The organism is Streptomyces rubellus, from assembly GCF_036323805.1.
In the GTDB taxonomy this organism is placed as follows: Bacteria; Actinomycetota; Actinomycetes; order Streptomycetales; family Streptomycetaceae; genus Streptomyces.
Genome location: NZ_JAZDCX010000069.1, coordinates 1 through 822, shown reverse-complemented (window position 1 = coordinate 822; position 822 = coordinate 1). Strand labels below are relative to the sequence as shown.

Below are 822 nucleotides of genomic sequence, written 5' to 3'. Positions count from 1 at the left end.
CGGTCGTTGGTCCGGGTGTGCCGTTGACTGATGCGCAGTGGGCGCGGATCGAGCCGTTGCTCCCGGACCGGACGCCGAGGCGGGGCGGCCGGTGGCGGGACCACCGTGAGGTGATCGACGCGATCGCCTTCAAGTTCCAGACCGGGACCCAGTGGGTGCACCTGCCGCAGAAGTACGGCAACTGGCGGGGCGTCCACAACCGGCTGCGGATGTGGGCCGTCGACGGCACCTGGGAGCGGGTGTTCACCGCCCTGGTGGCCCGGGCCGACGCGGACGAGGACGTCAGCTGGGCCGTGTCGGTGGACTCCACGATCGTGCGGGCTCACCAGCACGCGGCCGGGGCCCGCAAGAAGGGGCCCCGGCCGGCGAGCCGGACGACCACGCCATCGGCCGCTCCCGCGGCGGACTGACCACCAAGATCCATCTCGCGGCCGACGGCCGGTGCCGGCCACTCGCGTTCGCCCTCACCGCCGGCCAGGCCGGCGACGCACCCGCCTTCACGGACGTCATGGCCCGCTTGCGTGTCCCCCGCCCTCTTGGACGGCCCCGCACCAGGCCGGACCTGGTCCTGGCCGACAAGGCCTACTCCTCCCGCGCGATCCGCGACCACCTGCGCAGACGCGGTATCCGCGCGGTGATCCCGGAGCAGGCCAACCGGCGGCAGCGCGGACAGGCCGGTGGCAGACCGCCGGCCTTCGACCGCGAGGCACACAAGCAACGCGACACCGTCGAGCGGTGCATCAACCGCCTCAAGCAGCGGCGCGGCATCGCCACCCGCTACGAGAAGACCGCGACCATCTACCTGGCCGGACTCCACATCGC

Annotated in this window: 1 pseudogene; it reads left to right on the top strand. The window is 73.0% G+C overall.

Annotation, left to right across the window (positions count from 1 at the left end):
- Window positions 1–17 precede the first annotated feature (17 nt).
- Window positions 18–822: pseudogene (locus tag V1L54_RS29275) on the top strand (IS5 family transposase); the annotation flags it as partial.